Origin of the sequence: Mesorhizobium sp. WSM4884 (genome assembly GCF_029625675.1) — a bacterium.
GTDB lineage: Bacteria > Pseudomonadota > Alphaproteobacteria > Rhizobiales > Rhizobiaceae > Mesorhizobium.
Genome location: NZ_JARTVO010000003.1, coordinates 136037 through 158485, shown reverse-complemented (window position 1 = coordinate 158485; position 22449 = coordinate 136037). Strand labels below are relative to the sequence as shown.

Sequence of the window (22449 nt, the reverse complement as noted above, 5' to 3'; positions counted from 1 at the left end):
GCCTCAACTTTCGACATATTCGCCCGCGAACCCGGCGAACTTTATCAGCCCCTCTCGATCGAGCATGCGAACATGCCCATGCCGGAATTCGAGAAACTTGCGCTCGCGCAACTCCCGCAGCATCCGATTGACATGGATCGGAGTGAGGCCGAGGACATCCGCGAGATCGTACTGGGTGAGAGGACATTCGAAGCTGTCGTGGGTGACCGCGCCGACCCGTTCCAGACGCGCGGTCAGTTCGAGGAACAGATGCGCCGACCGTCCCAGCGCGCTGCGCCGTCCAACATTGGTGAGATGTTGGGCGATCACCGCTCCGTTCTGCACGAGTGCCTCGAGAATAACGGAAAAAAGCGGAGGCGATTTCATGGCGGCAAGAGCGAATGTCTTGGTCGAAGCGACCAGCACCGAAAGGTCTGTTAGAGCCACGAATGTCTCGAGAGCGCCGCCTCCGTTGAACTGAGGCAGCACGATATCGCCCTTCAGGGCGAAGTCCAGAATCTGTCGTTGCCCGCCGGCGAGTTCATGAGCAATGCAGCCCCAGCCCGACTCGACGACGAACATCCGATCTTTGTTCTCGCCCTGCCTGACGATCACCGTCTCCGCCGCATAGCGCCTCGGCGTGAACCCAAGCGCCTTGATCAGTGCCGTGGTGTCATCATCGAATCCGGCGTGTACTGGACGATTCTCATTTGCCCGCAAAAAAGGATGCGAAGAGTATGTCATCTATTGCCCCGCCCAATATTTTCCTCCCCCAACTTCCTCCTCGGATTGAGTGTACATCAAACAGATGCGATCAGTACAACGCCTCATTTCCGTTGAACATGCACCTGTTCCGTAGAATGGCCGGCACCAGGATTTGAATTTCGTTTTGGGGCGAACCGGTCAGCTTTTGTTCCTCTTGAAGTTTTCCCGCATCGACTCGACTATTTTGCTGGCAACGAGGCAGCTTCGGTTGTCCACTTCATCGGCGGCATTGCGCAACGTCGTCGACGCGTCCCTGAGCAACCCTCTAATCTCCGCGGCTGACAAGAGTTCGGATGCTTCGAGCTCGAGCAGCACCGACTCACTCACATGCAGCGCTGCAAGGGCAACCGCTCGCGGCCTGGTCGCCATCAGCTTTACGAGATCGCCGTTGGGCCTGGCACGCGATTTTCTTTTTGCCATGGTTGCGTCTCAACCGTCCGGACAAGAAGGGCTCAGAATTCCATTGCTTCGACGCATTTCCGCAGTTCGGAGACGCATATCGCCAGGCATTCTATCCCGCTTTGCAGGTCCGACCCAGAGGCACGGGATACCGAATTCGCAGTAGCTCCAACCTACTACCGCCTGGGAACTGCAGCAGCGCTGTCGGCGTCGATGGTGCGGCTGGTTGAAGATGACCAGGCATCGCGTGATCCTGGCCCATGGCCGCGAGGAATTTCATGTCGAGACAACTTCCCGCCCTTCCCGCACCGCCTCCCGTGCCTTAATCTGCGCGATATGACGCGCGACCGGATGATCGCCCACCTACTCGCGGCAGATGCCGTTGCCCGCGACGCAGCCGCGCACGGCCATCATCCGTTCGGCGCGGTGCTGGTCGGCCCCGAGGACGCGATCCTCATGCGCCAGGGCAATATCGACACCGTGCATCACGCCGAAACCGAACTTGCGCGGCGCGCGGCGGCAGCCTATTCGCCGGAGTTTCTCTGGACCTGCACGCTGGTCTCGACAGGCGAGCCGTGCGCGATGTGCACCGGAACGCTCTACTGGGCGAATATCGGCCGGCTGGTCTACGCTTTCGAGGAGAGCAAGCTTCTCGCGCTGACCGGGGACCATCCCGAAAACCCGACGATGAGCCTGTCCTCGCGCGTTGCGCTCGGCTCCGGGCAGAAGAAGGTCGAGGTTCACGGCCTCTTCCCCGAAATCGAAGACCAGCTTCTCGCTGCCCACCGTGACTTCTGGCGGCGGTAGCCTGGTGACCAAGGCATCTTGGTGCCCCTAGCCGGGATCGAACCAGCACTCCTTGCGGAACTCGATTTTGAGTCGAGCGCGTCTACCAATTCCGCCATAGGGGCTCAGGCCGGGCGGCCTGGATGGGCGCGGACTATACGGGCCGGGGGCCTTTCGTCAACTGGCCTGTTGCTGATTTGCGAGCGCCAGCCGCGCCTTACGGTTTCGTGAGGACGCCGCCATTGTGCGGCGCGCAAAATCTTTCTAGACAGACGGCGCGACGAAACGCCCTCTGCCGGAAGCGTCTGCTGCGGCGCTTTGGGTTCTTGTCTTCCTGCCTGTCGTTGCCCAAAACCGCTAAGTGCTTCGGGTAGCATGCATCAGAGCAATTCCGGGAAAAGTGCGCAGCGGTTTTCCGTCCGGATTGCGTCAACCGCATTAGGAGAGCCGATGCTTCGCGGACTTTACGACTGGACCCTGTCGCTGGCGGCCAGGAAATCGGCCGAATGGTGGCTGGCCTTCATCGCCTTCGTCGAAAGCTCCGTTTTCCTGGTGCCGGCCGACGTGCTCTATCTGCCGATGGCGCTGTCCAGGCCCGACCGCGCCTATCGCTATGCACTGATCGCAACGGTCGCTTCGGTGCTGGGCGGCATCGCCGGATGGTTCATCGGCCATTACGCTTATGAGGCGGTCGCCAAGCCGATCCTCGAATTCTACGGCAAGTATGATGAGTTCGAGGCGCTGCGTACCTCATCCGGCGTCGGCTTCATCATCTTGATGCTGATCACCTCGGGCGCGGCGCATTTGCCGCCGATCAAGGTGGTGACCATCCTGTCGGGCGTCATCGGCGTCAACCTCTTGCTATTCATCGGGCTTGCCGTCGTCGCGCGCGGCGCCCGCTTCCTGCTGCTTGCCTGGCTGCTGCGCCGCTACGGCGAGTCGATAAAAGAGTTCATCGAGAAGCGTCTGGGAACGATTGTCGGTGCCGGCGCCGCTGCCCTGATTTTGCTCTATATCCTCGTCAGATACGCCCACGGATAAAGCCCAGCGAACGGATCAAGGACCGATGACTGCGACCATGAATGCCGACACCGGACGCCAGCGGACGCGGGCAGCACTCTTTCTTGCCGTTGCCATGGCGGCCACGGTCGGCTCCGCGCTCGCCTTCCAGTACATAGGCGGCTATATCCCCTGCCATCTCTGCCTCGAGCAGCGCACCCCCTATTATATCGGCGCGCCGTTGATGCTGGTGGCGGCGATCGCCTCGATGCTGCGCGCGCCGGCCTGGGTCACGCGCGGGCTGCTGGCGATCGGCGGCCTCCTGATGCTCTACGGCCTGTATCTCGGCGTCTACCATTCCGGCGTCGAATGGGCTTGGTGGCCGGGACCGGCCGACTGCACGGCCGGGGCCGGCCCGGTCGATACCGGCGGCAAGGGCGTGCTCGACGCGCTCGACAAATTCGTGCCGCCCTCCTGCGACAAGGCGGCGCTTCGCATCCTCGGCCTGTCGCTTGCCGGCTGGAACGCCATCGCCAGCCTCATCCTGGCGACCGTCGCCTTCCGCAGCGCCCTCGCGCGGGATTGAGCTATCCGGCGGCTTCAGACCTGCTCGACACCGAGAATACGCGTCTCACCCTGCTCACCAAGATACGCAGCGAGACAGTCCCAGAACTCGTCGAGAAGCGCCCCGCCATCGACGTCAAAGTCGTTAAGCGCAACGAGTAAAAGTTTCCCATCGGAATAGGTGCAGCTTGGCTCTTTGTGCCACACCCTATGGACGCGAAACTCTTGCTCGATGTCGATGGCGGCGTGCGGCCCCAGGTCCGGCGCCACATCAAGACACTCGATCGTAATCCTGAACATTGGCGACGGCCAACCGATCCCGATCGTCGAGGGCAGCCCTACGGCTCCAGTTCCACATCCCAGTAGAGATAGTCCATCCAGCTTTCATGCAGATGGTTGGGCGGGAAAAGGCGGCCGTTGTTGTGCAGGTCGTGCACCGTCGGCTGGTAGGGCTTCTGCAGCGGCCACATCTTGGCCTGCGCCGGCATCATGCCGCCTTTCCTGAGGTTGCAGGGAGAGCAGGCGGCCACGACATTCTCCCAGGTCGTCGCCCCGCCGCGATGGCGCGGGATGACATGGTCGAAGGTGAGGTCGTCGGTCGTGCCGCAATACTGGCATTGGAAGCGGTCGCGCAGGAACACGTTGAAGCGCGTGAAGGCCGGATGCCGCGACGGCTTTACATAGGCCTTGAGGCTCACCACGCTCGGCAGCTTCATCGAAAAGGTCGGCGAGGAGACGGCGTGCTCGTACTCGGCAACGATGTTGACCCGGTCGAGGAAGACGGCCTTGATGGCGTCCTGCCACGACCAGAGCGACAAGGGATAATAGCTGAGCGGACGGTAGTCCGCATTCAGCACCAGCGCGGGAAGCCCATCCGGAGATACGGCAACCGTCACGTTGTTGGCCTCCTTGGTTCTAGAACCGAACGGCGCGGATACTGTAAGCCCGACATGACAGGGATGTGAAGCGGATTGTCATTCGTCGAAACGATCAAAAACGTCTGATTTTCATGCTTTTTTGGCCATTTCGACAGGCGGCGCCGCGTCCCTGCCCCTCAATTCGCGGTAATAGGCCCAGAAAAGCCGCGACGCGACGCCCCGCCACGGGCTCCATGATTCGGCCAGCCGAATCAGCATTTTCTCAGGCGGACGGGGGACGATGCCCAGCGCATGGCCGACCGCCGTCTGCAGCGCGACGTCGCGCGCGGGAAAGACATCGGGATGGCCGGCGGCGAAAAGCAGATAGCACTCCGCCGTCCAGGGGCCGATGCCGGGCACGGCCGTCATCGCGGCGATCGCCTCGCCGGCGTCGAGCGAGCAGAGGTGATCGAGATCGAGCCCGGCGGCCACGGCTTCGGCGGCGGCGATCAACCCGCGCTGCTTCGGCCGCGACAAGCCGGCCTCGCGAAAAATGTCCTCGCCGGAGCAAAGTATCCCTTCCGGCGTCAGCGGGTCGACCAGCCTGGTCAGCCGGCCGAAGATGGCATCGGCGCTGGCGCGGGACACCTGCTGCGAGACGATGATCGAGGCAAGGCTCCCGAATCCCGGTTCCGACAGCCGGAGCGGAACTTCGCCCGCCATGCCGCGCACCTTCTCCAGCCGCGGATCGATGAGGCAGAGCGCGTCTAGCCCTGCTGCAATGTCGTCGAGCGAGGCGATGCGTTGCACGTTGCTTGTTCCCAGATCGGCAATTGATGGCTAACTATCAACCGGCGGAAGCGCCTTTCAACCCGAATGCCGCCTGAGACATGACGCTCCTGACATTTCGCTTCGCGCCGAGCCCCAACGGCGAATTGCATCTCGGCCACGCCTATTCGGCACTGCTCAACCAGCAAATGGCAGCGCGGGCGGGCGGGCGGCTCTTGCTGCGCATCGAGGATATCGACATCACCCGCTGTATGCCGGAATTCGAGGCCGGCATATACCACGACCTGAAATGGCTGGGCCTCGCCTGGGAAGAGCCGGTGCGGCGCCAGTCCGAGCATTTTTCCGAATACAAGGCGGTGCTCGACGGGCTGATCGCCGAAGAACTGGTCTATCCCGCCTTCATGAGCCGGGGCGAGATCCGCGCCTTCATCGCCGAGACCGAGAAACGCGGCCGCGACTGGCCGCGCGACCCCGACGGCGTGCCGCTCTATCCGCCTCTGGACAAGGCCCTGCCGATGAAGGAGCGCAAGCGGCGCATTGCCGACAACATGTCTTTCGCCTGGCGGCTCGACGTCGAAGCCGCCACGGCGCGCATGGCGGGCGCCCTGTCGTGGATCGAATTCACCGACGGGACCATGGCTGCGACGGACACGGTCGAGGCAAGGCCGCAGGCCTGGGGCGACGTCATCGTGGCGCGCCGCGACATCCCGACCAGCTATCATCTCGCCGTGGTGGTCGACGACGCGCTGCAGGGCGTCAGCCATGTCGTGCGCGGCCAGGACCTTTACGCGGCGACCGGCGTGCAGCGCCTGCTCCAGGAATTGCTGGGCCTCCCGGCGCCGCGTTATTTCCACCACCGCCTGATCCTCGGACCGGACGGAAGGAAATTGTCGAAGAGCCTCAAGGACACCGGCCTTGCCGCGCTGAGGCAGGCAGGCGTGTCGCCGCAAGGTGTCAGGCAGCTAATCGGGCTCTAGCTGGGTTTTCGACGCACTGGCTACAGACGAGCCAGCCCGGCCTTGATCAACGCCATCACGCTGATGAACACGAAAGCGCCGCTCAAGCCCCAAGCCACTGCAAATTTGAGGTCCCTGAAAGTGATGCCGTGCTCGTTGGCGACCATGACGGCAACGAAGAAGCCCAGCGTGAAGAGCAGCGTGTTTCCGGTCGAGCCGAAGCCGTCGTCCTTCATGATGGCATCGAGCGCGGTGCCGAAGAAGAAACCGAAGACGGCGACGGTCGCCACCGCGAACAGCAGCCAGGTCGTACCGAGATGCAAAAGCATGCCTGCCCATGGCGTGCCTTAACGCCATGCCCCTCTGGCACCGTTTGTTGAATTCGAATGAGCTTATGGATCAACCGTTTCGTTTTGCTTGCCGAATTGAACGGCATTAGAGCAATTGCCGTCATTGACTTTTCATCCGCAGCCAGAGCTCCTCCAGAAAATGCACAGCATCAAGCGGTTCATTCCCGCCTCTTTCGTCGTCCTGTGGGCGACCGGCTTCATCGGCGCGCGCTATGCCATGCCGTGGGCGGAACCTTTCACCTTCCTCGCCATACGCTTCGTGCTGGCGGCGATCCTGTTTGCTGGGCTGGCCGCGCTGCTCGGCTCGCGCAGGGCGAGCCGCGAAGAGGCGCTTCACGCGACCGTGGCCGGCGTTCTTATGCACGGCGTCTATCTGGGCGGTGTGTTCTGGGCGATCCATAGAGGCATGCCGGCCGGACTTTCGGCGCTGATCGTCGGCCTGCAACCGCTGATCACGGCGGTGCTTGCCGGCAAATTCCTCGGCGAGGCGATCCTGCCGCGCCATTGGGCGGGACTCGCCGTCGGGCTTTTGGGCGTCGTCATCGTGCTCTGGCCGAAGCTCGGCATGATCGGCGGCGGCGTCAACGCGGCGACGCTGACGGCCTCGCTGGTCTCGGTGCTCGGCATGGCCGCCGGAACGATCTGGCAAAAGCGCTTCGCCTCCGGCGGCGACCTCGTCTCGGCGACGATGTGGCAATATGTCGGCGGCTCCGCCGTGACGATCCTCGGGTCGCTCGTCTTCGAGACGCGCGCGATCACCGTAAACGGCGAGCTCATCTTCGCATTTGCCTGGCTGGTTCTGGTGCTGTCGGTCGGCGCCATCTTCCTGTTGATGGTGATGATCAGGGACGGCGAGATGTCGAAGGTCGCCTCGCTGTTCTACCTGGTGCCGGCCGTCACCGCGGTCATCGCCTGGGCCTTGTTCGGCGAACAGCTCAATGCGCTGCAGATCGCCGGCATGGCGATAGCCACGCTGGGCGTAGGCCTGGCTACCGCCGGGCCCAAAGCCACCTGAGATGTGTTGAGATTCAGGTCAGGCCGAGTCGAGAACGGTGGCTTCCGAAAACCGGCCTACGCCGGCCGTAGCTTCATCCTGCGGAGACACACATATGAAGGCTTCGGCCGGCGTAGGCCGGAAGCGCGGGAAGCCGCCGTTTGCAGGCCGGCATCACCTGAATATCGGCCTATCTCAGCCAACGCGGGCTCGCGCCTCCAGATAGCGACTGATCGAGGCATTGAGCTCGCCGCCTATGATGAAGATGGCCGAGATCATGTAGAGGAAGACCACCGCGATCATGATGGAGGCGAGCCCCGCATAGGTCGTCACGTAGGACGAGAAGTGGTCGAGATAGATGGCGAAGATGGTCGAACCGGCCAGCCAGGCGATCAGCGTGAAGACGATGCCGGGAATGATCGAGACGAAGCGGCGCTTGCCGGCCGGTAGCCAGATATGCACGGCGAAAAGGCCGATGACGATGACCGTCGAGGCGATGACGTAACGCCATATCGTGATCGTGCCCATATAGGGCTTGATCCATTCAAACTGCGCCTCGGCCAGCCGCGCGAGCAGCGGCGCGAACACCAGAAGCACGCTGATGGCGAGAAAACAGGCCGTCGCGATCAAAACGAAGATAATGCTCTGCACCCGGCGGTAGATGATGCCGCGCGTCTCGGCGACTCGGTAGGCGCGGTTGAGAGAGGTGCGCAGCGCCTCGATGCCGTTCGAGGCGAAGTAGGCGGCCAAAAGCACGCCGTATGTCAGAAGGTCGGTGCGCCGCACGGTGAGCACGTTCTGCACCTCGCGCGCGATCGGCTTGGCGATCTGCTCCGGCCAGGTGTCGAACACCAGATGCACGGCCGTGTCGGCGAAGGCGCGCGCGCCGAGGAAGCTGGCCAGCGTGGTGGCGAAGATCAGGAACGGAAACAGCGCCATCAGCGAGGTGATCGCCAGATGGCTGGCCATCGCCCAGCCGTCGTCCGTCGTGAAATGGCCGATCGCATCGTAGAGCACGCGCTTGACGGCGACGATATTCCTCAGCAAGGACCCGCGCTCCGCTCGATTGTGTCGACGCCGCGAATATGGGAAGTGATTGCTGCAAATGGCAACCCCGGGGTCAGACAACGTTGCCCACTGCTGAACAGTTGCGCAGCATCATCGTCACCGGCGCCTCCTCAGGGATCGGCGCCTATTGCGCGCGGGCGTTGCGGGCGGAAGGCTGGCGCGTGTTCGCCACGGCGCGCAAGCCGGCCGACATCGCCGCTCTCGAGGCTGATGGCATCGAGGCCTTCTATCTCGACTATCGTGAGCCGGAATCCATCGCCGCGCTGGCCGACGCCGCGCTGGAGCGCACAGGCGGCACGCTTGGCGCGCTGTTCAACAACGGCGCCTACGCACAGCCCGGCGCCGTCGAGGACCTGCCCGTGGAGGCGCTGCGCGAGCAGTTCGAGGCCAATTTCTTCGGCTGGCACGATCTGACGCGGCGTATCGTACCGGTCATGCGCCGCCAGGGCCACGGCCGCCTCGTCCACTGCTCCTCGATCCTGGGACTGGCTCCAGTCCGTTTTCGCGGCGCCTACTCGGCGTCGAAACATGCCCTCGAAGGCCTGATGCTGTGCATGCGCCAGGAACTCGAAGGCAGCGGCATCCACCTTTCGCTGATCGAGCCGGGGCCGGTGACCTCGAAGATCGCCAGCAACGGCCTGGCGTGGTTCCTGAAGAACATCGACATCGAGCACTCCGCCCACCGCGCCGACTACAAGGCACAGGTTGCGCGGCTGCAGGCCGGCGGCAGCGTCTCGCGGCTGAAGCCCGGGCCGGAGGTGGTCCACGCCGCCTTGCGCCACGCACTTCTGTCACAGCGCCCACGCCCGCACTATGTGGTAACGGTGCCGGCCAAGATCGGTGTGTTGCTCAAGCGCATCCTGCCGGCATCAGCGCTCTACCGCGTGCTCGCCAGGCGCGCCTGACCGAAACCGAACTGGAGCCAGTCCATGGCAACCGTCTTCAAAATCCTCGCCCTGATCGTCATGGCCGCCGTGGTCGTCGTGCTGATCCGCGGCCTCGTCAACATGATGCGCGGCGGCTCCGGCGTGACCTCAAACAAGCTGATGCAGGCGCGCGTTCTGCTGCAGGCCGTGGCCCTGGCGCTGATCCTGCTGGTCGTCTGGTTCACTCGCAAATGACGTTCGCCGGAAGGAGAACGACATGGTCAAGCTCAACAAGATCTATACCCGCACCGGCGACGACGGCACCACCGGGCTCGGCAGCGGCGCGCGGCGGCTGAAATCGGACCTGCGCGTCGAGGCCTATGGCACGGTGGACGAGGCCAATGCCTGCATCGGCATGGCGCGCCTGCACACCAGAGCGGATCGTCCTGCGATCGACGCCATGCTTTCGCGCATCCAGAACGACCTTTTCGACCTCGGCGCCGATCTGGCGGTGCCGGACGAGGGCAAGCCGCTCGACTACGAGCCGCTGCGCATCGTCGCCGCGCAGACCGAGCGCGTCGAGAAGGACATCGATCTTCTCAACAAGCACCTGCAGCCGCTGAAGTCCTTCGTGCTGAATGGCGGCACGCCGGCGGCGGCTGCCCTGCATTTGGCGCGCACGGTGGCGCGGCGCGCCGAGCGCGTCATGGTTGCGCTGGCGCAGCATCCGGCCGAGCATGTCAACCGCGAGGCGTTGAAATACATCAACCGCGTCTCGGACTTCCTGTTCGTCGCCGCCCGCGCGGTCAATGACAATGGAAATGCCGACGTGCTATGGGTTCCCGGCAAGAACCGCTGACAATCGGGTATGGCGGGAGGGTCCTATGTTCATCCCGCTCTATGACACCAACAGGCTGCGCCACATCCGGCTGCAATATGTGACGATCGGCCTGATCGTCGTGAACGCGCTGGTCTATTTCGCGACCACGCTCGGCGGCGAAAACTTCACCAACGCGGCGGTGCTTGGCCTCGGCTTCATCCCTTCGGTGGTTCACGACAAGGTCGAGCTGTCGCCCGAATTCGTCGTCATTCCCGAAAGCCTCAGCTATCTCACCTATTCCTTCCTGCATGCCGACATCTTCCACCTAGGCGGCAACATGCTGTTCCTGTGGGTGTTCGGCGACAATGTCGAAGACGCGCTCGGCCATATCCGCTACCTGATCTTCTACCTGGCTTGCGCAGCGGCGGGAGCTTTCGTTCAAGGGTTGGTTGGCTGGGATTCGCAGGTGCCGCTGATCGGTGCCTCCGGCGCCATCGCCGGCGTGGTCGCCGCCTATCTGATCCTCTATCCGCGGGTTAAGGTCTGGGTATTGGCCTTTGCGCGCATTCCCCTGCGCATTCCCGCCTTCATCCCGCTCATCCTCTGGATACTGTTCCAGATCGTGATGTTTGCCGCCGGCGGCGAGGACCAGATTTCCTGGGCCTGCCATATCGGCGGCATCGTCGCCGGCTCCTTTCTTGTTCTGGTGCTGCGCAGCCGCGGCGTGCCGCTGCTTGCCGGCGCCGACGGCGAGCCGGACCCCACGCCGAATGTCCAGCAGGTGCCCGTTCCGACGGAGTCGGGGGCAACACCCGAAACCCCTGCCCAGCCGGCGCCGCAATGGGGCCGCGGCGCTGCGTCGCCTCGGGATTGAACCGATTTGAGTGCGTCGTGCATATTGACGCGCCGGATTGCCGCCACTACGGAAACGCCACCCTGGGCATGATCCCGAAAAGTGGGAACCGCTTTCGGAAAAGATCATGCGCAATCGAAAGATCGGGGTGGAAAGGTTCTTGGCGGTCGAAGGCCAGAATTCCGCCCGGAATGTCGGCTTTCGACAACTCTGACAAGGCGCACACTGCTATAGCGCGCCCGACTATCTCAGGAGAGGTGACAGGAAAATGAAGATCCTTGTGCCCGTGAAGCGGGTTGTGGATGCGAACGTCAAGGTCCGGGTCAAGGCCGACGGACTGGGCGTCGAGCTCGCCAACGTCAAGATGGCGATGAACCCGTTCGACGAGATCGCGGTCGAGGAAGCGATCCGTATCAAGGAAGCCGGCAAGGCGGAAGAGATCATTGTCGTTTCGATCGGTCCGCAGCAGGCGCAGGAGACGCTGCGCACCGCGCTCGCCATGGGCGCCGACCGTGCCATCCTGGTCAAGACCGACGAGCAGACCGAGCCGCTCGGCGTCGCCAAGGTGCTGAAGGGCGTGGTCGAAGCCGAGAAGCCCGGCCTCGTCATCCTCGGCAAGCAGGCGATCGACGACGACAGCAATCAGACTGGTCAGATGCTGGCGGCGCTGCTTGGCTGGGCGCAGGGCACCTTCGCCTCCAAAATCGAGCTCGCCGGCGATCATGCCAAGGTGACGCGCGAGGTCGACGGCGGCCTGCAGACGGTGGAACTGAAGATGCCTGCGATCGTCACCGCCGACCTTCGCCTCAACCAGCCGCGCTACGCCTCGCTGCCCAACATCATGAAGGCCAAGAAGAAGCCGCTCGACGAAAAGAGCCCGGCCGACTACGGCGCCGACGTCAAGCCGCGCCTCAAGGTCATCAAGACAGAGGAGCCTGGCGGCCGCAAGGCGGGCGTCAAGGTCAAGAGCGTCGCCGAGCTCGTCGAGAAGCTCAAGAACGAAGCCGGCGTGCTCTGAAGCGGTCGGGAAAGGAACAGGAAAATGGCAATTCTCCTCATCGCCGAACACGACAACGCAACCCTTTCCGACCAGACCGCCAAGGCGCTGTCGGCGGCCCTCCAGATCGGCTCGGACGTCGACGTGCTGGTTGCCGGCAAGGGCGCCAAGGCCGCCTCTGACGCCGCCGCCAAGCTGAAAGGTGTTCGCAAAGTGCTGCTGGCCGAAGCCGATGAGCTCTCCGAGCGTCTCGCCGAACCCCTGGCCGCGCTCGTTGTGTCGCTCGCCGGCTCTTACGACGCGATCGTCGCGCCGGCCACGTCGGCCGGCAAGAACGTCGCGCCGCGCGTCGCGGCCCTGCTCGACGTCGCGCAGGTGTCCGAGATCATCGAGGTGGTCTCGCCCGACACCTTCAAGCGGCCGATCTATGCCGGTAACGCCATCCAGACGGTACAGTCGACCGACGCCAAGAAGGTGATCACGGTCCGCACCGCCTCCTTCTCGGCCGCGCCCGAGGGTGGCTCGGCCTCGGTCGAGACGGTCGGCGCCGCGGCCAACCCCGGCCTCTCTTCCTTCGTCGAGAACAAGCTCTCCGAGAACGACCGTCCGGAGCTGACCTCGGCCAAGATCATCATCTCTGGCGGCCGTGCGCTGGGCTCGTCGGAGAAGTTCCAGGAAGTCATCCTGCCCGTCGCCGACAAGCTCGGCGCCGCCGTTGGCGCGTCCCGCGCGGCGGTCGACGCCGGCTATGCCCCGAACGACTGGCAGGTCGGCCAGACCGGCAAGGTTGTCGCTCCCGACCTCTACATCGCCGTCGGCATCTCCGGCGCCATCCAGCACCTTGCCGGCATGAAGGATTCGAAGGTCATCGTCGCCATCAACAAGGACGAGGAGGCACCGATCTTCCAGGTTGCCGACTATGGCCTCGTCGGCGATCTCTTCGTCATCTTGCCGGAGCTGCAAAAGGCGCTTTGACGCCTTCTGCTTAGGCATATTAAAATCCGAAGGGTGGGGTAGACGAAGTCACCCCGCCCTTTTAGTTTGCACTGCACAAAAAGCAGGCCGCTTAAGGCTCAGGCAATTCCAGGAAAGTGCGTAGCGGCTTTTCGGAGTTGCGACAAACAAAGAGATAGGAGCGTTTCCGTGCTTCGAAGAAGCGGAAGCGCCCCAGACGGGATGGGGTAGGTATGAGCAAGATCGAGACGATCGGCATTGTCGGCGCGGGTCAAATGGGTGGCGGCATCGCCCACGTCTCGGCGCTGGCCGGCTACAAGGTCCTGATCCACGACCTATCGCTAGACCGGATCGAGAAGGGCATTGCCACCATCAGCGGCAACATGGCCCGCCAGGTCGGTTCCGGGAAACTCGAGGAAAAGGCGCGCAACGAGGCGATGGCGCGCATCTCGTCCGCCTCCGCCATGGCCGATCTCGCCGCTGCCGACCTTGTGATCGAGGCGGCGACCGAGGACGAGACGGTCAAGCGCAAGATCTACGCCCAGCTCTGCCCGCAGCTCAATCCGGAAGCGATCCTGGCGACCAACACCTCGTCGATCTCGATCACCCGGCTCGCCGCGCAGACCGACCGGCCAGAGCGTTTCATCGGCATACATTTCATGAACCCGGTGCCGGTGATGAAGCTGGTCGAGCTGGTGCGCGGCATCGCCACCGAGGACAAGACCTTCGAAGCGGCCAAGGCTTTCGTCAATCACCTCGACAAGACGATCACCGTCTCCGAGGATTTCCCGGCCTTCATCGTCAACCGCATCCTGCTGCCGATGATCAACGAGGCGATCTACACGCTCTATGAGGGCGTCGGCACTGTCGACGCCATCGACACCGCCATGCGGCTCGGCGCCAACCATCCGATGGGGCCGTTGCAGCTTGCCGACTTCATCGGCCTCGATACCTGCCTGTCGATCATGCAGGTGCTGCATGAGGGCCTGTCGGACTCGAAATACCGTCCCTGCCCGCTGCTGGTGAAATATGTCGAGGCAGGCTGGCTGGGCCGCAAGACCGGACGCGGCTTCTATGACTATCGCGGCGACCATCCGGTGCCGACGCGCTGAGCCCAGCGATTAAACGCCCTCCCGCGCGGCTTTCAGGATGCCGCGGCAAGCGGCAGAGGCGTCGCCCCGACCTTCGAGACTTCGTCCGGTGCTGCCGAAACGCAGCCGCGGCCGGCCGCCTTTGCGGCATAGCAGGCAGTGTCGGCACGGGCGATGATCTCGTCCACCTCGCCGCAGCCGGCGCGGATCGGTGCGAGCCCGATGCTGGCGCCTATCGAATGCGCACGGCCGTCCCAGCTGAAATTCAGGTTGCGGATAGCGTCGATGATGAGGCGCGCCGCGGTTGCCGCCCGCGCCGGCGCGCCTGACCTCAGAACGACCGCGAACTCATCGCCGCCGAGACGGGCGACGATGTCCTCGGGCCCAAGCACGTCGCGGATCGCATCGGCCACGCGCTTCAGCAGCGCGTCGCCCGCCGCGTGACCGCCGGTGTCGTTGACCACCTTGAAATGATCGAGGTCGACGAACATGAACTGGTGCTCGCCGCCATCGAGCCGGCACTGATCGACCAGCTCCTCCATCGTGCGGATGAAGCTCGAGCGGTTGGCGAGCCCGGTCAGCGCGTCGTGGGCGGCGGCGTAAGCCAGCTGGCGCTGCAGGGCGCGCGCATCGGTGAAATCCTGGAAGACGATGACCAGCCCGCAGAAATCGTTGCGGTCGTTCATGATCGGCGACACGACCTGGCGGATGCTGCAGCGAGTCTCATCGCGCCGGATGAGAACGGCGCGGGTATTCTGGTCGCTGTCATGGGAATCGCCTGCCGAAGGTCGCGTCAAGCCGATCCTCTGCCCGCTTTCCTCGTCGACCGGCCAATAGACATGGCCAAGCACCTTGCCCAGCGCCTCGCCGGCGGCAACGCCAGTCAGTTTTTCGGCGACCGGGTTCATGAAGGTGATGCGATTGGCGGCGTCGGTGCAGATGACCGCGTCGCCGATCGACTGCAGCGTCACCCTGAGCCGCTCCTTTTCGTCGGCCAGCATCGCTGCGGAAACCTTGAGGCGTTCTTCGGCTTCCTTGCGCTGGGTGATGTCGGTCAGGCTGCCGATGGCGCGTATCAGCCGTCCCTCGCCGTCGCGTTCGATCGCCTTGCCGCGATCGAGGATCCAGACCCAGCGGCCGTCCTTGTGGCGCATCCGGAACTCGGCCTCGAAGAAAGGCGTCTCGCCGGCAAGGTGCGCCCGATCCGCCTCGGCGACGAACTCGCGGTCGTCCGGGTGGATCATCGTCAGCCAGCGGTCGGGGTCGCCGTCGAGCTCGCCATCGGCATAACCCAGCATCCTCACCCAGGTTTCGGAATAGGTCGTGCCGCCCTTGCGCATATCCAGGCTCCAGACGCCCTGTCCGGCGCTGGTCAGCGCGAAATTCCAACGCGTCTCCGCTTCGGCGATGCGCGCTTCGGCCTGCTTGCGCGCATCGATGTCCTCGATTTGCGACACGAGATAGAGAGGGCGGCCTGTCTCCTCTTCGCGGATGACCGAGCCGGCAAGCTGCGCCCACACCGGGGTGCCGTCCTTGCGCAGATACCGCTTCTCGAAATGGAAGGAATTGATCTTGCCTTCCTTCAGGCTCATCATCGTCTCGCGGCCGATCTGCAGATCGTCGGGATGCGTTATCTGGAAGAAAGTCAGCGCCTCGATTTCCGCGCGGGTATATCCGAGCATGTCGGCGAAGGCGCGATTGGCCTGAACGATGCGGCCATCGAGGCCGACAATGGCGACGCCGATCGCCGAATCCTCCATGGCCCGGCGGAAGCGTTGCTCGCTTTCGGCAATCTGCCGGCGGTCGTCGATGATCTTGCGAATGAACAGCGCCGAGACAAACAGCGTGACGGCCGTGACGGCGACGGATATCTGCAGGCAAACCTTCAGCGCGTCCGAGCCGAGTTCCAACGCCGGCAACAGGATCGATGCGGTCAGGGCAACGAGCCCCGCTGCCATCAAGACGGGCACGGCGCGCTTGCCGGCCCGCGGACCTTTCCAACTCAACCACGCCACAAATGCGATCCCGCCCAATGCGCCGCTGCGCGTTGCCGCAACCCTGGGGGACCGATTTTAAGGAATGGTTGCGTGAGCGGCGGCGGCTACTCCACTAACCGGCAAACAATTGCCGGTATGATTAAGGATCGGTGTGCAACCCTACCAGCGGACGAAAAACCGCCCGCCAAGCGCGCCGAGCGCGGTGAGGAAGGCGACCGCGATCGTGTACCAGGTGGCGACGAACAGCGGCGAATCGTCGAAGCAATGCGCGGCATAGAAGGTCGCCGCCAATCCGCCCGCCAAAAGGCCCGCGACCGCGCCGGCCAGCACCGGCCGGGTCGGCGCGCCGTAGCGCAGCATGCCGAGGAAGATCGCCAGGGGACCGATGCCGATCAGCGGGATGAAGCTCATGCAGATCATCCAGTTGGAGCCCACGAGCCGCCTCCCCCATTCAGCCTCGGGCACGACGAAAAACTCCACGATCACCGCGATCACGACGAGCACGGGGGCAGCGGTCATCCAGAGCTTTGCCCGCCTGCTCGCCGCACCGGGCGTCGACAGCGCCCGGATCAAGGCAAACGCACTGGCGGTGAGCGCCAGGGTGAAGACGAACTTCGACATGAAGCGCATCGTATGCATGGCCGGCATGATGTCCGGACGTGGGCCGATGGTCATGAAAAAGACCGCCGCCGCGACCGCCACCGCCACGCCGACGGCCAGCCACCAGGCCCTGCCAAGCGGCATCGCCTTGTTGCGGGCATCGGCGTCCAGCGCCTTGATGAGATCCTCGGTTCTCATGTCATTGTCGTCCGAACCTTTTGGCGATCGCGGCAAGGCCGCGATGCAGCGAAACGCGCACCGCCGTCTCGCTGATGCCGAGCTTGGCCGCCGTTTCGCCGATCGAGTGGCCGTCGACCGAGATCGAGGAAACCACAGAGCGCTGCGAAGCCGGCAGGCCGTCGAGCGCCCGGTTTATGTCGCGCTCGCTGACCGTCTCCGCCTCCGGCTCGGCGAAAGTCTCGGCGATCTCGTCGATCTCGACCTCGATGCGCCGGCCCCGCCTGCGGAAGGCATCGATCAGCTTGAAGCGGGCGATTGCGTAGACCCACGGCAGGACCGGAGCGTCCTCGCGCCAGGTATGCCGTTTCACATGAATGGCCAGCAAGGTTTCCTGCACGACATCCTCGGGGTCGACCCCGCCCTGAACGATCTTGCGCCGGACGAAGCCGCGAACGAGAGCGGCTATCCGGCGAAGAAAGTCGGCATAAGCCTTTCCGTCTCCAGCGATCGCGGCCTTGAGCAGCCGGGAGAGCTCGGCTTCGTCCTTGCCGGTCACAAGAGTTTACCCCCGATGTTCGCGTCTCGGCCCTGGTTTGTTACGTGGCCGACGAAATAATGTCCAAGCCAAAGTGCCGGAAAATCACGAAAGTTTGCGGCGCGGCGACCGATTGAAGCAGGGCCGGAATGTTGACTATGCTAATCAGGTATTTATAGGTGGCACCCGAGCCCGAACCCCTGTCTCCAGATTTGAGGACGATGCCCATGAAACTTGCCCTTTCCACTCTCGCAGGCGCCGCCGCGCTGGCGCTCGGCCTGATCGCCGGCCCGGCAAACGCGGAAGTTGCAGGCATCATCGTCTACAACGCCCAGCATGAGAGCCTCGCCAAGGAATGGGCGAAGGGCTTCACCAAGGAAACCGGCATCAAGGTTACGCTGCGCAATGGCGGCGACAGCGATTTTTCCAACCAGATCGTCGCCGAGGGTGCTGCATCGCCGGCCGATGTGTTCCTGACCGAGAATTCGCCCGCCATGGCGCTGGTCGAGGCGGCCGGCCTGTTCGCGCCGGTCGATGCCGACACGCTGGCCCAGGTTCCGCAGGAATATCAGCCCTCGAGCGGCAAGTGGGTGGGCGTCGCCGCCCGCAGCACGGTCTTTGCCTACAACAAGGACAAACTCAAGGAAGACCAGTTACCCAAGTCGCTGCTCGACCTCGCCGATCCGAGCTGGAAGGGCCGTTGGGCCGCCTCGCCGTCCGGCGCCGACTTCCAGGCCATCGTCAGCGCCCTGCTTGAGCTCAAGGGCGAGGCCGCGACCGCCGACTGGCTGAAGGCGATGAAGGAGAACTCCACCGCCTACAAGGGCAACAGCACGGTGATGAAGGCGGTCAATGCCGGCGAGATCGAGGGCGGCGTGATCTACCACTATTACTATTTCGGCGATCAGGCAAAGACCGGCGAGAACAGCAAGAGCGTCGGCCTGCATTATTTCAGGAACCAGGATCCGGGCGCGTTCGTGTCGATCTCCGGCGGCGGCGTTCTGGCCTCGAGCAAGCATCCGAAGGAAGCACAGGCCTTCTTGAAATGGGTCACCGGCAAGGGCGGCCAGGAGGTCTTGAAGACCGGCACATCCTATGAATACGCGGTCGGCAAGGGCGAGGAGTCCAATCCGAAGCTGGTACCGCTCACCGACCTGCAGGCGCCGAAAGTCGATCCGGTGAAGTTGAACTCCAAGAAGGTCATCGATCTGATGACGCAAGCCGGCTTGCTTTAGTTCGCGTTCGTCCTAAAAGGACAACCGACCGTGCTCCTGCGGGAATTCGCTTTCCGCGGGGGCGCTTTTGTTTTGGAGATGGCCTCGTCGATGACGATCATCTGCGTTCCCGGCCGCACCAGCGGTTCATCACATCGCTTCAAGGCGGCACATTCCTTCTGATGGCGTCCGCGATCCACCTCACGCGTCCAGGCCTGCCGGCTGCCGCGAGGCAGAGCCGGCGGTCCGCGTCATGGATCACGCTTGCCGCCGCCCTCGTTTCGCTGATCGCGCTGCTGCCGCTCGCCTTCATCGTCTGGACAGCGATCCAGACCGGCTGGGGAACGGTGCTGGCGCTGATCTTCCGGCCGCGTGTCGGCGAGCTCCTGGTCAATACCATCCTGCTCGTCATCGTGTCGGTGCCGGTCGCCATCGTGCTGTCGGTGGCGCTCGCCTGGCTGACCGAGCGCAGCGACCTGCCCGGCAACCGGCTGTGGTCGTGGCTGTCGGTGGCGCCGCTCGCCATTCCTGCTTTCGTCCATAGCTACGCCTGGATCAGTCTCGTGCCCGGCCTGCATGGGCTCTGGGCCGGCGTGCTGGTCTCCGTCATCGCCTATTTTCCATTCCTCTATCTGCCGATAGCCGCGGCGCTGCGCCGCCTCGACCCGGCGCTGGAGGATGCGGCGGCCGCCCTTGGCCTCGGCCCGTGGCGCGTTTTCGCGCGTGTCGTGCTGCCGCAATTGAGGCTGGCCATCTGCGGCGGCTCGCTGCTGGTCGGCCTGCATCTGCTTGCCGAATACGGCCTCTATGTCTTCATCCGCTTCGACACCTTCACCACCGCGATCGTCGACCAGTTCCAGTCGACCTTCAACGGCCCGGCGGCCAACATGCTCGCCGCCGTGCTGGTCGCCTGCTGTTTTGTGCTGCTGGCCGTGGAGGTGGTCGTGCGCGGCGAGGAGCGCTACGCGCGCGTCGGCTCCGGCGCGGCGCGCCAGCAGCAGCGTGTCCGGCTCGGCCACGCCACACTGCCTTGCCTGCTGTTGCCCGCCGCCACCGCGCTGCTCACGCTCGGCGTGCCCTTCGTCACCGTCGGCCGCTGGCTGCTCGCCGGTGGCGCCGATATCTGGCGCTGGGACGAAATCGGCTTGGCGCTCGGCCAGACGCTGTTCCTCGCCGTCGCCGGCGCGCTGCTTGCCACCATTGCCGCGATGCCTATGGCCTGGATCTCGATCCGCGCGCCGGGTCCGTTGCAGCGCCTGCTCGAGAGCTGCAACTACATCGTCGGATCGTTGCCCGGCGTCGTCATAGCGCTGGCGCTGGTGACCATCACCGTGCGCATCGCACTGCCGCTTTACCAGACGCTCTTCACTATCCTTTTCGGTTATGCGCTGATGTTCCTGCCGCGCACGCTGATCAGCCTGCGCGCCTCGATCGCGCAGGCGCCGGTGGAGCTCGAGCGCGCCGCCTCCAGTCTCGGCCGGCCGCCGCTCAGGGCGCTGTGGGCGACGACGATCCGGCTGTCGGCGCCGGGCGCCGCGGCCGGCATGGCGATGGTGGCGCTCGGCATCACCAACGAATTGACCGCCACCCAGATGCTGGCGCCGAACGGCACCCGCACGCTGGCGATGGCTTTCTGGTCCTACAGCGGCGAGATCGACTACGCCTCCGCCGCGCCTTACGCCTTGATCATGGTCGCGATGTCGCTGCCGATGACCTTGATGCTCTACGTTCAGTCGAAGCGGATGGCCGGACGATGAGCTTCCTCGAACTCAACGACGTGGCGAAATATTACGGCAAGGTGGCCGCGCTCGCCGGCGTCGACCTTACCGTCGAAAGCGGCAGCCGCACCGCGATCGTCGGGCCGTCCGGCTGCGGCAAGACCACCTTGCTCAGGCTGATCGCCGGCTTCGAAGCGCCGGATCGCGGCCGCATCGCGCTCGACGGCAAGGTGCTCGCCAATGGCGGCGCCGCCGTGCCGGCGCATCGCCGCGGCATCGGCGTGGTGGCACAGGACGGCGCGCTGTTCCCGCATCTCACCATCGCCGACAATATCGGTTTCGGCATGGCGCGCGGCGAGGACAAGCGCATGGAGCGCATCGTCGAGCTCGCCTATATCGTTGGCCTCGACAAGGCGGTCCTCAAGCGCCGGCCGCACGAGCTCTCCGGTGGCCAGCAGCAGCGCGTCGCACTTGCCCGCGCCATGGCCATGAAGCCGCGGCTGATGCTGCTCGACGAGCCGTTCTCGGCGCTCGACACCGGCTTGCGCGCATCCATGCGCAAGGCGGTTGCCGAGCTTCTGGAAGAGGCGGGCATCACCACCATCCTGGTCACCCATGACCAGGCTGAGGCGCTGTCCTTTGCCAGCCAGGTCGCCGTCATGCGCGACGGATCGTTCTCGCAGGTCGGCACGCCGCGCGAGCTCTATTTCCAGCCCAAGGACAGGATGGTTGCCGAGTTCCTCGGCGACGCCATAATCGTGCCGGCCAAGATCGCAGACGGCTTTGCCATCTCGCCGCTCGGCCGCATCGCGGTCGACACGGCCGAGCGGCGCGACGTCGCACGCATCATGCTCAGGCCCGAGCAGGTGCTGCTCAAACGGACTTCGCGCGAGGGCATGTCGGGAACGCCGGACATGCTATTCGGCGAAGTGACGGGGTCCGAATTCGCCGGCTCTATCTGCACCATCGCGGTGCGGTTGCTCAACAGCCCCGACCCGCCGGATGCGGCGGCCATCGGCAACACGCCGCTCATCCTGCGCAAGACAGGCATGGACGCGCCGGCGATTGGCGAGATCGTGCGTCTCACCGTCATCGGCAAGGCGCACGTGTTTGCTTGAACTCCACCTTGAAAATAATGCGCTTCGACGCCGGGGGAGATTTCGCGGATGGTGTGATCGCGTTCGATGGTCAGTGGCTCGGTGGCGAAACCTTCGTCTCCTTCGACAGGAAAGCGGTAAAGCTGGTCGAAGGACGGGGAACGCCCACATTGTCGCTCGGGTGATCTATCGCACCCGCTCGCCCGTCGCCGGCGACCAGAGCGGCCAGTTCTCCAGGAAGTCGTGGCTGTGCACGATGACGCGCTGCCCGTCGATCAGGATGGTCGAATAGGCCGGCGGCGCCTGCTCGACCACCTCGTCGCCGGTCAGATGGAGCATGAAGCGGGCATTCAGGCCGCGCTGCGCCGAGAACGGAATGCCGGCGACCGTACCGGCAATGTCGCGATGGACATGGCCGAAGAAGATGTAGCGGACATTGCCGTGGCGGACGAGCACATCGAGCAGGCGCTGCGGCTGTTCGAGGCCGAGCGGATCGAGAATGGTCAGGCCGAGCTCGACCGGCGGATGATGCAGGAAGAGGTAAACCGGCCTGCCCTCGGCCTCGGCAAGCCTGGCGTCCAGCCAGGTGAGCCGATCGTCGCACAATTCCCCGGTGACGCGGCCTTCGGCCAGGCTGTCGAGGAACACCAGCCGGGCCTCGGGCGTATCGGAGATCGATTGGACGAAGCCGTTGCCGTCGGTTCCGTTTTCCGGGAAGGCGGCGACGAGGTTGGTGCGGCGGTCATGGTTTCCAGGCAGCAGCCGATACGGCAGGGAGAGCCGGCAGAGTGCCGATTTCAGGTCGGCATAGCTTTCGGTCTCGCCCGACTCGGTCAGATCGCCGGTGAAGATGCAGAGCGCCGCGTCGCCATGGCGGGCATTGATATCGTCGATGCAGCGGTCGAGCCGTTCATGCAGGTTCACGCCGTAGCGAACCTCGCCCCGACCGCCGAGATGGACGTCGGTAACCTGGATGATCTTCATTCCGGACCCTCTTGCGATTTTGGGCAGACTGCCTCGG

At 64.2% G+C, this 22449-nt stretch carries 28 protein-coding genes and 1 tRNA gene; 16 read left to right on the top strand and 13 right to left on the bottom strand.

Features of this window, described 5'->3' with window-relative positions; translation table 11 throughout:
- Positions 1 to 3: 3 nt before the first annotated feature.
- Both P9236_RS06030 and P9236_RS06025 read right to left on the bottom strand, forming a co-directional pair.
- The gene (locus tag P9236_RS06030; protein ID WP_278073698.1) at positions 4 to 723 is read right to left on the bottom strand and encodes a Crp/Fnr family transcriptional regulator; all 720 of its coding nucleotides are present in this window, start codon (positions 721 to 723) and stop codon (positions 4 to 6) included.
- A 159-nt stretch (positions 724 to 882) separates the two neighbouring features.
- The gene (locus tag P9236_RS06025) at positions 883 to 1164 is read right to left on the bottom strand and encodes a hypothetical protein (RefSeq protein ID WP_278073697.1); all 282 of its coding nucleotides are present in this window, start codon (positions 1162 to 1164) and stop codon (positions 883 to 885) included.
- Positions 1165 to 1479: 315 nt separating this feature from the next.
- Here P9236_RS06025 and P9236_RS06020 point away from each other — a divergent pair, with 315 nt between their 5' ends.
- Entirely contained in the window at positions 1480 to 1950 is a 471-nt protein-coding gene (locus P9236_RS06020; protein ID WP_278073696.1) for a nucleoside deaminase, read from the top strand.
- 19 nt (positions 1951 to 1969) lie between these two features.
- Here P9236_RS06020 and P9236_RS06015 read toward each other — a convergent pair.
- A tRNA-Leu gene (locus P9236_RS06015) sits at positions 1970 to 2054 on the bottom strand.
- Positions 2055 to 2379: 325 nt separating this feature from the next.
- On the opposite strand from P9236_RS06015, the gene P9236_RS06010 reads away from it, so the two are divergent.
- Complete coding sequence (locus P9236_RS06010; protein WP_278073695.1) at positions 2380 to 2970, top strand: YqaA family protein; 591 nt, start codon at positions 2380 to 2382, stop codon at positions 2968 to 2970.
- A gap of 25 nt (positions 2971 to 2995) precedes the next feature.
- A complete protein-coding gene (locus P9236_RS06005) occupies positions 2996 to 3514 on the top strand; it encodes a disulfide bond formation protein B (protein WP_278073694.1) in 519 nt (172 codons plus the stop codon).
- A 14-nt stretch (positions 3515 to 3528) separates the two neighbouring features.
- Here the strand turns inward: P9236_RS06005 and P9236_RS06000 are convergent, their stop codons facing one another.
- The 3 genes from P9236_RS06000 to P9236_RS05990 form a co-directional block, all read right to left on the bottom strand.
- On the bottom strand, positions 3529 to 3792 hold the full coding sequence (locus tag P9236_RS06000; protein WP_278073693.1) for a hypothetical protein: 264 nt from the start codon (positions 3790 to 3792) through the stop codon (positions 3529 to 3531).
- 38 nt (positions 3793 to 3830) lie between these two features.
- Positions 3831 to 4388, bottom strand: coding sequence for an HNH endonuclease (locus P9236_RS05995; RefSeq protein WP_040970486.1), 558 nt, complete (start codon positions 4386 to 4388; stop codon positions 3831 to 3833).
- 111 nt (positions 4389 to 4499) lie between these two features.
- Positions 4500 to 5159 carry a DNA-3-methyladenine glycosylase gene (locus P9236_RS05990; protein ID WP_278073692.1) on the bottom strand — a complete coding sequence of 220 codons (660 nt, stop codon included), beginning with the start codon at positions 5157 to 5159 and terminating at the stop codon, positions 4500 to 4502.
- 80 nt (positions 5160 to 5239) lie between these two features.
- Between P9236_RS05990 and gluQRS the strand changes: the two genes are divergently transcribed.
- Positions 5240 to 6115 (top strand): tRNA glutamyl-Q(34) synthetase GluQRS, encoded by an 876-nt coding sequence (gene gluQRS / locus P9236_RS05985; protein WP_278073691.1) that lies wholly within the window; start codon positions 5240 to 5242, stop codon positions 6113 to 6115.
- A gap of 20 nt (positions 6116 to 6135) precedes the next feature.
- On the opposite strand, the gene P9236_RS05980 is transcribed toward gluQRS, so the two are convergent.
- Positions 6136 to 6423, bottom strand: coding sequence for a hypothetical protein (locus P9236_RS05980; RefSeq protein WP_278073690.1), 288 nt, complete (start codon positions 6421 to 6423; stop codon positions 6136 to 6138).
- Positions 6424 to 6583: 160 nt separating this feature from the next.
- Here P9236_RS05980 and P9236_RS05975 point away from each other — a divergent pair, with 160 nt between their 5' ends.
- Positions 6584 to 7459: a DMT family transporter gene (locus tag P9236_RS05975; protein WP_278073689.1), complete on the top strand. Its 876-nt coding sequence runs from the start codon at positions 6584 to 6586 to the stop codon at positions 7457 to 7459.
- 174 nt (positions 7460 to 7633) lie between these two features.
- Here the strand turns inward: P9236_RS05975 and P9236_RS05970 are convergent, their stop codons facing one another.
- On the bottom strand, positions 7634 to 8485 hold the full coding sequence (locus tag P9236_RS05970) for a YihY/virulence factor BrkB family protein (RefSeq protein ID WP_278073688.1): 852 nt from the start codon (positions 8483 to 8485) through the stop codon (positions 7634 to 7636).
- A gap of 38 nt (positions 8486 to 8523) precedes the next feature.
- Here P9236_RS05970 and P9236_RS05965 point away from each other — a divergent pair, with 38 nt between their 5' ends.
- The 7 genes from P9236_RS05965 (at position 8524) to P9236_RS05935 (ending at position 14108) form a co-directional block, all read left to right on the top strand.
- The gene (locus P9236_RS05965) at positions 8524 to 9411 is read left to right on the top strand and encodes an SDR family oxidoreductase (RefSeq protein ID WP_278073687.1); all 888 of its coding nucleotides are present in this window, start codon (positions 8524 to 8526) and stop codon (positions 9409 to 9411) included.
- A 24-nt stretch (positions 9412 to 9435) separates the two neighbouring features.
- A complete protein-coding gene (locus tag P9236_RS05960; protein WP_278073686.1) occupies positions 9436 to 9627 on the top strand; it encodes a twin transmembrane helix small protein in 192 nt (63 codons plus the stop codon).
- 22 nt (positions 9628 to 9649) lie between these two features.
- Positions 9650 to 10231, top strand: coding sequence for a cob(I)yrinic acid a,c-diamide adenosyltransferase (locus tag P9236_RS05955; RefSeq protein ID WP_278073685.1), 582 nt, complete (start codon positions 9650 to 9652; stop codon positions 10229 to 10231).
- 25 nt (positions 10232 to 10256) lie between these two features.
- Positions 10257 to 11066, top strand: coding sequence for a rhomboid family intramembrane serine protease (locus tag P9236_RS05950; protein WP_278073684.1), 810 nt, complete (start codon positions 10257 to 10259; stop codon positions 11064 to 11066).
- 247 nt (positions 11067 to 11313) lie between these two features.
- Positions 11314 to 12063: an electron transfer flavoprotein subunit beta/FixA family protein gene (locus P9236_RS05945; protein WP_278073683.1), complete on the top strand. Its 750-nt coding sequence runs from the start codon at positions 11314 to 11316 to the stop codon at positions 12061 to 12063.
- A 24-nt stretch (positions 12064 to 12087) separates the two neighbouring features.
- The gene (locus P9236_RS05940; RefSeq protein WP_278073682.1) at positions 12088 to 13017 is read left to right on the top strand and encodes an electron transfer flavoprotein subunit alpha/FixB family protein; all 930 of its coding nucleotides are present in this window, start codon (positions 12088 to 12090) and stop codon (positions 13015 to 13017) included.
- A gap of 212 nt (positions 13018 to 13229) precedes the next feature.
- The gene (locus P9236_RS05935) at positions 13230 to 14108 is read left to right on the top strand and encodes a 3-hydroxybutyryl-CoA dehydrogenase (protein ID WP_278073681.1); all 879 of its coding nucleotides are present in this window, start codon (positions 13230 to 13232) and stop codon (positions 14106 to 14108) included.
- Positions 14109 to 14140: 32 nt separating this feature from the next.
- On the opposite strand, the gene P9236_RS05930 is transcribed toward P9236_RS05935, so the two are convergent.
- The 4 genes from P9236_RS05930 to P9236_RS05915 form a co-directional block, all read right to left on the bottom strand.
- Complete coding sequence (locus P9236_RS05930; protein ID WP_278073680.1) at positions 14141 to 16102, bottom strand: PAS domain S-box protein; 1962 nt, start codon at positions 16100 to 16102, stop codon at positions 14141 to 14143.
- A gap of 141 nt (positions 16103 to 16243) precedes the next feature.
- The gene (locus P9236_RS05925; protein WP_278073679.1) at positions 16244 to 16882 is read right to left on the bottom strand and encodes an NrsF family protein; all 639 of its coding nucleotides are present in this window, start codon (positions 16880 to 16882) and stop codon (positions 16244 to 16246) included.
- Between the two features lies 1 nt (position 16883).
- Positions 16884 to 17420 (bottom strand): sigma-70 family RNA polymerase sigma factor, encoded by a 537-nt coding sequence (locus P9236_RS05920; RefSeq protein WP_278073678.1) that lies wholly within the window; start codon positions 17418 to 17420, stop codon positions 16884 to 16886.
- A 40-nt stretch (positions 17421 to 17460) separates the two neighbouring features.
- The gene (locus tag P9236_RS05915) at positions 17461 to 17628 is read right to left on the bottom strand and encodes a hypothetical protein (protein WP_278073677.1); all 168 of its coding nucleotides are present in this window, start codon (positions 17626 to 17628) and stop codon (positions 17461 to 17463) included.
- On the opposite strand from P9236_RS05915, the gene P9236_RS05910 reads away from it, so the two are divergent.
- The 4 genes from P9236_RS05910 (at position 17627) to P9236_RS05895 (ending at position 21613) form a co-directional block, all read left to right on the top strand.
- Complete coding sequence (locus P9236_RS05910) at positions 17627 to 18634, top strand: iron ABC transporter substrate-binding protein (protein ID WP_278073676.1); 1008 nt, start codon at positions 17627 to 17629, stop codon at positions 18632 to 18634. The genes P9236_RS05915 and P9236_RS05910 overlap by 2 nt on opposite strands.
- A gap of 161 nt (positions 18635 to 18795) precedes the next feature.
- Positions 18796 to 20370, top strand: coding sequence for an iron ABC transporter permease (locus P9236_RS05905; RefSeq protein WP_278073675.1), 1575 nt, complete (start codon positions 18796 to 18798; stop codon positions 20368 to 20370).
- Positions 20367 to 21449: an ABC transporter ATP-binding protein gene (locus P9236_RS05900; RefSeq protein WP_278073674.1), complete on the top strand. Its 1083-nt coding sequence runs from the start codon at positions 20367 to 20369 to the stop codon at positions 21447 to 21449. Before P9236_RS05905 ends, P9236_RS05900 begins: the two co-directional genes overlap by 4 nt.
- A gap of 17 nt (positions 21450 to 21466) precedes the next feature.
- On the top strand, positions 21467 to 21613 hold the full coding sequence (locus tag P9236_RS05895; protein WP_347405175.1) for a hypothetical protein: 147 nt from the start codon (positions 21467 to 21469) through the stop codon (positions 21611 to 21613).
- A gap of 1 nt (position 21614) precedes the next feature.
- Here P9236_RS05895 and P9236_RS05890 read toward each other — a convergent pair whose 3' ends face one another.
- Positions 21615 to 22412 carry a phosphodiesterase gene (locus P9236_RS05890; protein WP_278073673.1) on the bottom strand — a complete coding sequence of 266 codons (798 nt, stop codon included), beginning with the start codon at positions 22410 to 22412 and terminating at the stop codon, positions 21615 to 21617.
- Between the last annotated feature and the right edge of the window lie 37 nt (positions 22413 to 22449).

What these genes read in the sequence shown, in the direction of transcription:
- P9236_RS06030 (WP_278073698.1), bottom strand. Translation starts at nt 723, where the DNA reads ATGACATACTCTTCGCATCCTTTTTTGCGGGCAAATGAGAATCGTCCA.
- P9236_RS06025 (WP_278073697.1), bottom strand. Translation starts at nt 1,164, where the DNA reads ATGGCAAAAAGAAAATCGCGTGCCAGGCCCAACGGCGATCTCGTAAAG.
- P9236_RS06020 (WP_278073696.1), top strand. Translation starts at nt 1,480, where the DNA reads ATGACGCGCGACCGGATGATCGCCCACCTACTCGCGGCAGATGCCGTT.
- P9236_RS06010 (WP_278073695.1), top strand. Translation starts at nt 2,380, where the DNA reads ATGCTTCGCGGACTTTACGACTGGACCCTGTCGCTGGCGGCCAGGAAA.
- P9236_RS06005 (WP_278073694.1), top strand. Translation starts at nt 2,996, where the DNA reads ATGACTGCGACCATGAATGCCGACACCGGACGCCAGCGGACGCGGGCA.
- P9236_RS06000 (WP_278073693.1), bottom strand. Translation starts at nt 3,792, where the DNA reads ATGTTCAGGATTACGATCGAGTGTCTTGATGTGGCGCCGGACCTGGGG.
- gluQRS (WP_278073691.1), top strand. Translation starts at nt 5,240, where the DNA reads ATGACGCTCCTGACATTTCGCTTCGCGCCGAGCCCCAACGGCGAATTG.
- P9236_RS05980 (WP_278073690.1), bottom strand. Translation starts at nt 6,423, where the DNA reads ATGCTTTTGCATCTCGGTACGACCTGGCTGCTGTTCGCGGTGGCGACC.
- P9236_RS05975 (WP_278073689.1), top strand. Translation starts at nt 6,584, where the DNA reads ATGCACAGCATCAAGCGGTTCATTCCCGCCTCTTTCGTCGTCCTGTGG.
- P9236_RS05965 (WP_278073687.1), top strand. Translation starts at nt 8,524, where the DNA reads ATGGGAAGTGATTGCTGCAAATGGCAACCCCGGGGTCAGACAACGTTG.
- P9236_RS05960 (WP_278073686.1), top strand. Translation starts at nt 9,436, where the DNA reads ATGGCAACCGTCTTCAAAATCCTCGCCCTGATCGTCATGGCCGCCGTG.
- P9236_RS05955 (WP_278073685.1), top strand. Translation starts at nt 9,650, where the DNA reads ATGGTCAAGCTCAACAAGATCTATACCCGCACCGGCGACGACGGCACC.
- P9236_RS05950 (WP_278073684.1), top strand. Translation starts at nt 10,257, where the DNA reads ATGTTCATCCCGCTCTATGACACCAACAGGCTGCGCCACATCCGGCTG.
- P9236_RS05945 (WP_278073683.1), top strand. Translation starts at nt 11,314, where the DNA reads ATGAAGATCCTTGTGCCCGTGAAGCGGGTTGTGGATGCGAACGTCAAG.
- P9236_RS05940 (WP_278073682.1), top strand. Translation starts at nt 12,088, where the DNA reads ATGGCAATTCTCCTCATCGCCGAACACGACAACGCAACCCTTTCCGAC.
- P9236_RS05935 (WP_278073681.1), top strand. Translation starts at nt 13,230, where the DNA reads ATGAGCAAGATCGAGACGATCGGCATTGTCGGCGCGGGTCAAATGGGT.
- P9236_RS05925 (WP_278073679.1), bottom strand. Translation starts at nt 16,882, where the DNA reads ATGAGAACCGAGGATCTCATCAAGGCGCTGGACGCCGATGCCCGCAAC.
- P9236_RS05910 (WP_278073676.1), top strand. Translation starts at nt 17,627, where the DNA reads ATGAAACTTGCCCTTTCCACTCTCGCAGGCGCCGCCGCGCTGGCGCTC.
- P9236_RS05915 (WP_278073677.1), bottom strand. Translation starts at nt 17,628, where the DNA reads ATGGGCATCGTCCTCAAATCTGGAGACAGGGGTTCGGGCTCGGGTGCC.
- P9236_RS05905 (WP_278073675.1), top strand. Translation starts at nt 18,796, where the DNA reads ATGGCGTCCGCGATCCACCTCACGCGTCCAGGCCTGCCGGCTGCCGCG.
- P9236_RS05900 (WP_278073674.1), top strand. Translation starts at nt 20,367, where the DNA reads ATGAGCTTCCTCGAACTCAACGACGTGGCGAAATATTACGGCAAGGTG.
- P9236_RS05895 (WP_347405175.1), top strand. Translation starts at nt 21,467, where the DNA reads ATGCGCTTCGACGCCGGGGGAGATTTCGCGGATGGTGTGATCGCGTTC.
- P9236_RS05890 (WP_278073673.1), bottom strand. Translation starts at nt 22,412, where the DNA reads ATGAAGATCATCCAGGTTACCGACGTCCATCTCGGCGGTCGGGGCGAG.